The organism is Nonomuraea sp. NPDC049750 (assembly GCF_040659625.1).
GTDB lineage: Bacteria > Actinomycetota > Actinomycetes > Streptosporangiales > Streptosporangiaceae > Nonomuraea.
The window spans coordinates 90273-99605 of record NZ_JBFANB010000040.1; the positions used below are offsets into that span (position 1 = coordinate 90273).

General features: G+C 67.6%; 9 protein-coding genes. 8 read left to right on the plus strand and 1 reads right to left on the minus strand.

Going from position 1 to position 9333, the window contains the following annotated elements; all coding sequences use genetic code 11:
- Positions 1-521: 521 nt before the first annotated feature.
- The 4 genes from AB0J16_RS52860 (at position 522) to AB0J16_RS52875 (ending at position 4944) form a co-directional block, all read left to right on the plus strand.
- Positions 522-1349, plus strand: coding sequence for a DUF1396 domain-containing protein (locus tag AB0J16_RS52860; RefSeq protein ID WP_357962179.1), 828 nt, complete (start codon positions 522-524; stop codon positions 1347-1349).
- Positions 1350-1619: 270 nt separating this feature from the next.
- Entirely contained in the window at positions 1620-2144 is a 525-nt protein-coding gene (gene rplJ / locus AB0J16_RS52865; RefSeq protein WP_358554782.1) for a 50S ribosomal protein L10, read from the plus strand.
- A gap of 69 nt (positions 2145-2213) precedes the next feature.
- Entirely contained in the window at positions 2214-2603 is a 390-nt protein-coding gene (rplL, locus tag AB0J16_RS52870) for a 50S ribosomal protein L7/L12 (protein WP_358554785.1), read from the plus strand.
- A 232-nt stretch (positions 2604-2835) separates the two neighbouring features.
- On the plus strand, positions 2836-4944 hold the full coding sequence (locus AB0J16_RS52875; protein ID WP_358554788.1) for a glycosyltransferase family 39 protein: 2109 nt from the start codon (positions 2836-2838) through the stop codon (positions 4942-4944).
- Positions 4945-5259: 315 nt separating this feature from the next.
- Here the strand turns inward: AB0J16_RS52875 and AB0J16_RS52880 are convergent, their stop codons facing one another.
- Complete coding sequence (locus AB0J16_RS52880) at positions 5260-5646, minus strand: nuclear transport factor 2 family protein (protein WP_358554791.1); 387 nt, start codon at positions 5644-5646, stop codon at positions 5260-5262.
- Between the two features lie 105 nt (positions 5647-5751).
- Between AB0J16_RS52880 and AB0J16_RS52885 the strand changes: the two genes are divergently transcribed.
- The 4 genes from AB0J16_RS52885 to AB0J16_RS52900 all read left to right on the plus strand — a co-directional run bounded on the left by AB0J16_RS52885 (position 5752) and on the right by AB0J16_RS52900 (position 8887).
- Positions 5752-6306 carry a TetR family transcriptional regulator gene (locus tag AB0J16_RS52885; RefSeq protein WP_358554793.1) on the plus strand — a complete coding sequence of 185 codons (555 nt, stop codon included), beginning with the start codon at positions 5752-5754 and terminating at the stop codon, positions 6304-6306.
- A gap of 148 nt (positions 6307-6454) precedes the next feature.
- Positions 6455-7456, plus strand: a complete 1002-nt coding sequence (locus AB0J16_RS52890; protein WP_358554796.1) for an ABC transporter ATP-binding protein — start codon at positions 6455-6457, stop codon at positions 7454-7456.
- A gap of 442 nt (positions 7457-7898) precedes the next feature.
- Positions 7899-8396 (plus strand): hypothetical protein, encoded by a 498-nt coding sequence (locus AB0J16_RS52895; protein ID WP_358554799.1) that lies wholly within the window; start codon positions 7899-7901, stop codon positions 8394-8396.
- Positions 8393-8887 carry a hypothetical protein gene (locus AB0J16_RS52900; RefSeq protein WP_358554802.1) on the plus strand — a complete coding sequence of 165 codons (495 nt, stop codon included), beginning with the start codon at positions 8393-8395 and terminating at the stop codon, positions 8885-8887. Before AB0J16_RS52895 ends, AB0J16_RS52900 begins: the two co-directional genes overlap by 4 nt.
- The last annotated feature ends 446 nt before the right edge of the window (positions 8888-9333 follow it).

The window sequence follows — 9333 nt, forward strand, 5'->3', positions numbered from 1 at the left end:
AGAGCCCCGGGCGACTCCCGGTCACAGACCCCCGCCTGCCAGATTCCCGGTCGCAGACCCCGGGTTACAGGCCGCCCGCCGAATCGCCGGCCACAGAGCGCCAGACCCTCCTCCACAGATCTCGCCCGCCACAGACCCCCGCCACAAACCCCGATAGCCGCACCCCCCGCCGCAGACTCCCGTGTCACGGGCGCCCGCCGCTGTGGGCGGGCCCCCGATGGGGTTCGCTGCGGTGCGGGCTTTGTGGGCGCCGCCGGTACAGCGTGCGCAGCGCGGGGGATAGTCCTTCGCGGGGCGTCTGCGAGCTCGATCTCGTACGGCGACCATGGGATCCCGGGTGGTGCGCGACCCGCCTGCGGCCGTACGGCGAAAAGAAAGATCAGAGCAGTTCGCACGGCAGAAGCCGAGGCAGAGAGCGTGGCGCGCGATCAAGGGGCGCGGGTCGGGGAAGACCCTGGGTTTTCCCTGAAAAGTCAGGGGAATACGCCATCACCGGGACACCGACACGTAGGGTTTAAATCATGCTGAAGCGCAGAATTTCCCTCGCTACCGCCGCGGCCGGTGCCGCCCTGGTCGCGGTCGCGGTTGCCGGTTGTGGAACGACCGCGCAGCCAATCCAGGTCAAGCTGGCGGCGTCCGAAGTGCTGACGCAGGCCGCGCAGAAGACCGCGGAGGTCACCAGCTACACCGTTGACGCCGTCGTCAACGTCAAAACCCCTCAGGAGGGGAACGGCAAGGTGCAGGGGCGGATGCTCTACCAGAGCAAGCCGCAGCTGGCCGTCGACCTCACCCTCGACACCCTCGACATGGGCGGTAAGGGTCTGCCCGGTGGGGCGCGCGCCGTGCTCCAGGGCGACGCCGTCTACGTCAAGGTCGAGGCGCTCAAGGAGCTCGTCGGGGCGACGAAGCCGTGGATCAAGGTGCCGCTGACCGATGTCGGCGGTCAGGATCAGATCAAGACGTACCTCGACCAGATCCAGCAGTTCGACCTGGCGGCCGTCACCAAGATGGTGACCGCGTCGCAGGACATCAAGGCGGCCGGCACCGAGACTGTCGGCGGTGTGGACACCACCCACTACAGCGGGACGTTCCCGGTCGACGCGGCGGTGCAGCAGCTGCCGGCCGATAAGCAGGAAGCCGCCCGCTCGGGTCTGGCCGAGCTCAAGGACATCAAGTTCGACATCTGGGTCGGCAGTGACGGCCTGCCTCGCAAGCTCGCCCTGAACGGTGAGAAGGAAGGCGCCACGCTGGACGCGACCCTGCTGTTCAAGGGGTTCAACGAGGCCGTCAACATCCAGACGCCGCCCGCCGACCAGATCGGTGAGCTGCCGAAGGGCACGACCAACTAACCGGATGCGGCGCTGAACAGCGTCGCCGACTGAGAGCGATTTGGAAACTCGGCGGCCAGGACGTACTCTGGTCGTTGCCGAAGACCGCCGGTCGTCGTCAGGTTCCTCAAGACCTGACGACCGAAGGATCCACAGTCTGTGGACGGCCCGCGCAGGTGTGATACGAGTTTCCTACACGGAGTGATCCGTGTGTGAGCCCCGTGTGCGCCCTGCGCCCGGGGCCGTTCTCATTTCTGGGCCTTCACCGGTGGCACATCTGGAAGGAGGCCCATGGCGAGGGCGGATAAGGCGACAGCAGTTGCCGAGCTCAGGAGCGAGTTCGAAGGCAGCGCTGCCGCCGTTCTGACCGAGTACCGCGGTCTCACCGTCGCACAGCTCAAGCAGCTGCGCGTCTCTCTCGGTGAGAATGCGAAGTTCGCCGTGGCGAAGAACACCCTGACTAAGATTGCGGCCAATGAGGCCGGTTACGCGGGTCTTAACGACCTGCTCGCCGGTCCGACCGCGATCGCCTTCGTCAACGGCGACGTTGTCGAGGCGGCCAAGGGTCTGCGTGACTTCGCCAAGGCCAATCCCCTTCTGGTGATCAAGGGCGGCGTCCTTGATGGCAAGATGCTGGACGCTACGGAGATCACCAGGCTCGCTGACCTCGAGTCCCGCGAGGTTCTCCTCGCGAAGCTGGCCGGTGCGATGAAGGCGAAGCAGAGTGCTGCTGCCGCCATGTTCGCCGCGCTGCCCACCAACATGGCCCAGCTGGCCGACGCCCTTCGCGCCAAGCGCGAAGAGGCGGGCGAGTAGTACGGGGATTGCCGCAAACCCCGCGGTCCCGTTCCTAGTTATCGCAAGATTCATACGGAGGAAACCATCATGGCGAAGCTCAGCACCGACGAGCTGCTCGACGCGTTCAAGGAGATGACCCTCCTCGAGCTTTCCGAGTTCGTGAAGCAGTTCGAGGAAGTGTTCGACGTCAAGGCCGCCGCCCCCGTCGCGGTTGCCGCTGCCCCCACCTCCGGTGGTGGCGAGGCCGCCGCCGTTGAGGAGCAGGACGAGTTCGACGTCATCCTCGAGGCTGCCGGCGACAAGAAGATCCAGGTCATCAAGGAGATCCGCGCCCTGACGTCCCTGGGCCTCAAGGAGGCCAAGGACCTGGTCGACGGCGCTCCCAAGAACGTCTTCGACGGCAAGGTCAACAAGGAGCAGGCGGAGAAGGCCAAGGCTGCCCTCGAGGGCGCCGGCGCTTCCGTCACCGTGAAGTAACACTTTCGAGGCATATCGCTCGAAGAGCATTACCGAATCGCCGGTTCCGGCGTTTCACCCCAGAAGGGGCGGCTGCACCCAGGTGCCGGGTGTGCCGCCCCTTTTGCATGCCCGGCTGTTGCTGCTTTGTGCCCGGCTGTTTTGCGCATCGGGCTGTTACCGCCGTACAGAGCTCACGAGATTCTCATGGTCGTCTCATCGCGTGGCGAGAGGCCGTGCTTAGCGTTCGAGTGTGTTCAAGGATGCGCGTGTCAGAGATCGATGGGCGTTGGCCGGGCTGCTCGCCGCCACCGCGGTGCTCTACATATGGGGGCTGAACGCCTCCGGATGGGCGAACGCGTTCTACTCGGCTGCCGTACAAGCGGGCACCCAGAGCTGGAAGGCGTTCTTCTTCGGGTCGTCCGACGCGGCCAATGCCATCACCGTGGACAAGACGCCGGCCTCGTTGTGGCCGATGGAGCTCAGCGCCAGGATCTTCGGGCTGAACTCATGGAGCATTCTCGTGCCCCAGGCGCTCATGGGCGTGGCGACCGTGGGCGTGGTCTATGCCGCCGTACGCCGCCGGTTCCCCGCGTGGGCCGCGTTGATCGGCGGGGCGGTGATGGCGGTTACGCCGGTGGCGGTGCTGATGTTCCGCTTCAACAATCCGGACGCGCTGCTGGTGCTGCTGCTGACCGTCGCGGGTTACTGCGTGGTGCGGGCCCAGGAGAAGGCGGGGACTCGGTGGCTGGTGCTGGCGGGGGCGTGCATCGGGTTCGCGTTCCTGGCCAAGATGCTGCAGGCGTTCGTGGTGCTGCCGGGGTTCGCGCTCGTCTACCTGATCACGGCTCCGACCACGCTGGGACGGCGACTGTGGCAGCTCGTGCTGGCGGGGGTGGCCATGGTGGTGTCGGCCGGATGGTGGCTGGTGGCCGTGGCGCTGGTGCCCGCCGCCGACCGGCCGTACATCGGCGGCTCCCAGACGAACAGCGTCCTGGAACTCGCGCTCGGCTACAACGGCATCGGGCGGCTGAACGGCGGCGACTACGGAGGGCTCGGCAACCTCAACCAGCAGGCCGGCTGGTGGCGGATGTTCGACACCGAGGCGGGCGGGCAGATCTCATGGCTGCTTCCGGCGGCGCTGGTGCTCCTGGCGGCCGTGGTCTGGCTGACGCGGGCAGCGCCACGGACCGATCCTGTACGGGCCCAGGCGGTTGTGTGGGGGAGCTGGCTGGTGGTCACCGGGCTGATCTTCAGCCTGATGCAGGGGATCTTCCACGCGTACTACACGGTGGCGCTGGCTCCGGCGATCGCGGTGCTGGTGGGTTCGGGGGTGGCGCTGCTCTGGGAGCGCCGGGCTCACCGGGCGCTCGCGCTGGCTGCGGCCGTGACGGCTGGGTGGGGGTACGTCCTGCTGTCGCGTAGTTCGGAGTGGAATTCCTGGTTGGGGCCGATTGTGCTCGTTGCTGGGCTGGCGGCGGCTGTAGGTCTGCTGATCGTCGGCCGTCAGGAGGAGGGGCGGGCGGTTGTGCCGTCCGAGGGATCGGGGAGCGCGCCGGTCGCGGAACCTGTGGGTGTGCCGTCTGTGGAATCTGCGGGCGTGCCGATTGCGGCGCGTGGCTGGTGGTCGCGGCGGGCGCCGGGGATTATCGCCGTCGTGGCGGTCGTGGTGTGCCTGGCGGGGCCGACCGCGTACGCACTGGACACCGCCACATCCACGCACACCGGTGCGATCCCTACGGCGGGCCCCTCTACGGGAGGGTTCGGCGGACCTGGAGGGTTCCGGCGCGGCGGTGGGGGCCCCGCGGCGATGGGACCGGGCGGCTTCGGTGGCTTCGGCGGCGGCCAGCCGGGTGGTACCGGTGGCACTGGGCGACCTGGCGGTACCGGGGGGCAGCCGGGCGGCACTGGTGGTGCTGGGAGGCCGGGCGGAATGGGGGCCGATGGGTTCGCTCGTGGTGGGCGGGGAGGCGGTGGGATGGGTGGGTTGCTGCAGTCCGCCACCCCCAGCGCCGAGCTGACCGCCCTTCTGAAGAGCAACGCCACCGCCTACAGCTGGGTCGCCGCGACCGTGGGCTCGAACAACGCCGCCGGATACCAGCTCGCCACGGGCCAGCCGGTGATGGCGGTGGGCGGCTTCAACGGGACCGACCCCGCGCCGACACTCACCCAGTTCAAGCAGTACGTGGCCGAGGGGAAGATCCACTACTTCATCGGTGGCGGGATGGGCGGTGGAATGCGTGGCGGGGCCAGTACCGGTGGCAGCAGTGACGCGGCCGAGATCGCCGCGTGGGTACAGGAGACGTACACGGCTGCTTCTGTCGGCAACGCCACGGTCTACGACCTCACCGTCGCCAAGTGACCGTACGGCCTCAGCCCTGGCGAGTCCCTGGGTGGTTCGTCCCACGACCGTCTCGATCTCTGTGACGGCCCGTAGTGGGCGGGGGTCCCTAGGAGAGATACCCCCTCCGGGGGATGGGAAGGGGACGGTCCGTGGTGGCGGGGGCCCATGGGGCTGGCCCCTCCCAGGGAGCGTAGAAAGCCGGTTCGTTGTGGCTGGGGTCCTTGGGAGAGGGGCCCCTTCGGCAGACCGGAGGGGGCCCCGTGGTGGCTGTGCCCCCGTGCGGGGTGCCCCTTCAAGAGCGCGGATACCTGGCGAAGGTCCGTGGAGACTGCGCTAGGCGGCGCGGACGCGGGCGACGGCGCTGGTGTCCATGTAGTCGCGCGCGTGGACGATCAGGCCGTCCCTGACCCGCAGGATCACTAGGCCCGGCACCGTCAGCTCCTGGTCGGCCACCGTGACCACCGTCTCTTGTTCCGCCACGATCACCTCCGGGTCGGTGGTCTGGCGGATGGTCACGTCGCGGATCTCCTTGACCAGGGCCTTCATGGCGCCCCACATCATCGTGTACCCCGCCCTGATCTCCTCCCGGCCCTTGAACGGCGGCAGTCCGCCGAACGGGAACTCGTGCAGGCCGTCCTCGGCATAGAGATCGGCCAGTTCGTCGGCCGACTTGTGGAGCATCGCGGCGTGGTAGGCGGCGACGACATCGGTGGTGGACATGGGGGCCCCATTTCGCTCAACGGAGGTTGACTCAACGAGCGTAGAGCGAAATGTGACGAACGGTCAACGCCTGTAGAGTGAGCAACGACTGTCAAAGGGGGCGGCGTGACCGAACGGGCGGAGCGGCGTCGCAGGACCGAGCGGCGGATCTTGGAAGCGGCCAGGAAGCTCTTCGCGGACCTGGGATTCGAGCGCACCACGATCCGCGCGGTGGCCAAGGCGGCCGAGGTCGATCCCGCCCTCGTCATGCAGTACTTCGGCAGCAAGCAGGACCTGTTCAGCGCGGCGGTGACCGTGGCCCCGGCGCCGGTGGCCAAGGGCGATGCCGACGATCTGGTCGAGCAACTCATCGGGAGTCTCGGCCTCAAGATGGGGGAGTTGCCGCAGAGCTCCCTGGCCATGATGCGATCGATGCTCACTCACCCGGAGGCGGGCGCGTCGGCGCGGGCCGTACTGAGCCGGCAGATCCATCAGGTCGGCGAGTCGATCCCCGGCGGCGATGCGCGACTGCGGGCGGCGCTGATGACGACGATCATGCTGGGCGTGACCGTCGGCCACCAGCTGCTTGAACTTGACGAGTTGCGCGAAGCATCCCAAGCGGACATCGCGCGGGTCCTCCGACCGGCTCTGAGAGCGATTGCCCAACCCCAGGCCGAATAGAGGCCGCAGCGCCCGTTGCTGGACTCCTCGTCTCATAACCGGGCAGTAACAAGTTATTGGAACTGGTTCCAATTCCCTTGCGCGCCGCTACGGTGATGGCAGTCTTGTGGTTGAAGTCACATTACTCTTTGCGCATGGAGGGTGACCCGTGGGCGTCGAAGTCGTGGTCGACGGGCTGACCAAGTCGTTCGGGCGGCAGGTCATCTGGGAGGACGTCTCGCTCACCCTGCCCGCGGGCGAGATCTCGGTCCTGCTCGGGCCCTCCGGCACCGGCAAGTCGGTCTTCCTCAAGACCCTGGTCGGGCTGCTCAGGCCGGACCGCGGCCACATCTGGATCGACGGCTACGACCTGGCCAACTGCAACGAGAGCAAGCTCTACGAACTGCGCCGGCTGTTCGGTGTGCTGTTCCAGGACGGCGCCCTGTTCGGCTCGCTCAGCCTGTACGACAACATCGCCTTCCCGCTGCGCGAGCACACCAAGAAGAGCGAGTCGCAGATCCGCCAGATCGTGCTGGAGAAGATGGAGCTGGTCGGCCTGCTCGGCGCCGAGATCAAGCTGCCGGGCGAGATCTCCGGCGGCATGCGCAAGCGAGCCGGGCTGGCCAGGGCGCTGGTGCTCGATCCCGAGATCATCCTGTTCGACGAGCCCGACTCGGGTCTGGACCCGGTACGGACCGCCTATCTCAACCAGCTCATCGTCGACCTGAACGCCGAGATCGAGGCGACCTTCCTGATCGTCACGCACGACATCAACACCGCCCGTACGGTGCCCGACGACATCGGGCTGCTGTTCCGGCGCGAGCTGATCATGTTCGGGCCGCGCGAGATGCTGCTGTCGAGCGACGAGCCGGTGGTCAGGCAGTTCCTCAACGCCAGGAAGCACGGGCCGATCGGCATGTCGGAGGAGAAGGACGTCTCCGAGCTGGAGGCGGAGGCGCAGCTGGGCCACGACCCCGGCTCGCTGCCGCCGATCCCGCCGCAGCTGATGCCGAGCGGCAACGGGCTCCGCCGTACGCAGCGGCCGCCTGGCACCTGGCTGGCGGCCAACGGCGTCATCCCGCCCCAGGGCTCCTTTGTCGACGATCGCGGGCGCAACTGGCTGGAAGAGTACCCACGCCTGATCAACGCCCATCTCAACGGCGTCCGATAGATCCCGGTGGGCCGCGGGCGGTCTGGACCGGTTGGCCGTCAGACCGGCCGAGAGCCGTCAGACGGCCCAATGCCAACCGGCCAAGCGCGCCAGACCGGGGCGAGCCGCCAGGCGGGCAGAGAAGGCGCTTTCCCGGACCTCGGTGACAGAAATGGCCGCAATGCCGCGCCGCGCCCCCAACGGGCCTCAGAGGGCCGCCTGAAGGGCGTTCGTCAGGCGCTTGCCTGCCGGAGAGGCCGGAGACGGCGACGCGGTGCTCTCACCCGGCAAGAGGCGATGACGATGCCCGCCCAGCAAGAGGCGATGACGATGCCCGCCCAGCAAGAGATGACGGCAGTGCTCGCCCGGCAAGAGTGGGTCCTATGTCGCCTCTGTTGTTTCCCGGGCTCCGGGAGCGGCCGGCGGGTTACCATCCAGCAACCAAGCCGGGAGGTGAGCAGACGTGGACGAGCCGGCCCGGCCACCCCGCGTCCTGACCGGCGTGCTCGTACTGCTGGTGGTGCTGCTCGGCGCCGCCGTGGTGTTCCTTCGCGGGCAGGACCTGGCCGAACAGGCCAGGGCGGATGATCGGCGGGCCGCGCTGGAGGCGGCGGGCACGCACGCGATCAACCTGGTCTCGCTCGACTACAAGACCGTCGACGCCGACATGGGGCGCATCCTCGCCACCTCCACCGGAGTGGCCCAGGAGGAGTACAAGGCGGACGCGGCGAAGCTCAAGTCCACCACAGTGGAGAACAAGGTCGTCCAGCACGGCGTGCTCCGGGCCACAGGGCTGGTGTCGATGACGGAGCTGACCGCGAGAGTGCTGGTCGTGGCGGACGTGGAGATCCGCTGGGAGGGCTCCAAGACCCCCAAGCAGGAACGGTTCTACCGCTGGTCGATGGACGTGACCAAGGCGAAGGGAGTCTGGCTGGTGTCGAGGGCGGTGCAGGTGGTGTGAGGGCGGTCACGATCGCGCTGCTGGTTCTGGTGCTCGGGCTCGGCGCCACCGCAGGGGTGTTCTGGTACGACGCCCACGCCATCCGCGCGGACGAAGAAGCGGGGCGCCAGGCCATGGCGGCGGCCCGTACGGTGGCGCCGGACCTGCTGTCATACGACTACCGGACGGTCGAGCAGGACCTGGCCCGGGCGGCCGAGCACACGACGGGCGAGCTCACCGAGCACTACAAGAAGCTGTCGGCCACCCTGGCCGCCAAGGCCAAGGCGGAGAAGACGGTGCGGACGGCGGCCGTCGCCGACGTGGGTGTGGAGCGCGCGGAAGGTGATCGAGTAGAGGTTCTATTGTTCGTGAACACGGGTACGGTCAGGGAGATCCCCGGCAAGGCCGAACCACAGCAACAGGTCAGCCAGGACCGGGCCAGGCTCGTCATGATCCGGCAAGATTCCCGCTGGTTGGTGGCCGAGCTGTCGACCTTGATCGGCACTGCTTGAGTCATCGGGCGCGTCCCCGAGGTCAATTGTTACCAAAAATAAGGTTTAGCGAAGCCCAAGTACTGGGTACCTCAGTCACAGCTACACCGGTTGTCGGCATGGGTTCGGCCCTCGGTGTGACGGAGCGTTAACCGTCCCCGTTCGCGGGTATCGTCTTGGGCCTGACGGTAGGCGTCCGATCACGCTGGGGAGAAAACCCAGCGTCCGGCCCCTAGGTCGGCGGAAAGTCGGGCTTGCGGGCTTGACGTTTCCGCTCGAACGGGCGATGCTGCGACCAACGTGGAGCATGCAGCGAGAGTGAAGTGGACAGGCGTGTGCCGTTCGGCTACACTGCCCCTTTGCGCTGCCCTTTGACGACCCGCTCCGCTTGCTCACGTTGCGAGGTTGTCTGGCGTGCGTGTAGTCAGTCCGCCGCGAGCCCTCGGAAGGACATCTGTTGGCAGCCT

Excerpts from the sequence above, each read along its gene's own strand:
- AB0J16_RS52880 (WP_358554791.1), bottom strand. The coding sequence starts at position 5,646 with ATGTCCACCACCGATGTCGTCGCCGCCTACCACGCCGCGATGCTCCAC.
- rplJ (WP_358554782.1), top strand. The coding sequence starts at position 1,620 with ATGGCGAGGGCGGATAAGGCGACAGCAGTTGCCGAGCTCAGGAGCGAG.
- rplL (WP_358554785.1), top strand. The coding sequence starts at position 2,214 with ATGGCGAAGCTCAGCACCGACGAGCTGCTCGACGCGTTCAAGGAGATG.
- AB0J16_RS52860 (WP_357962179.1), top strand. The coding sequence starts at position 522 with ATGCTGAAGCGCAGAATTTCCCTCGCTACCGCCGCGGCCGGTGCCGCC.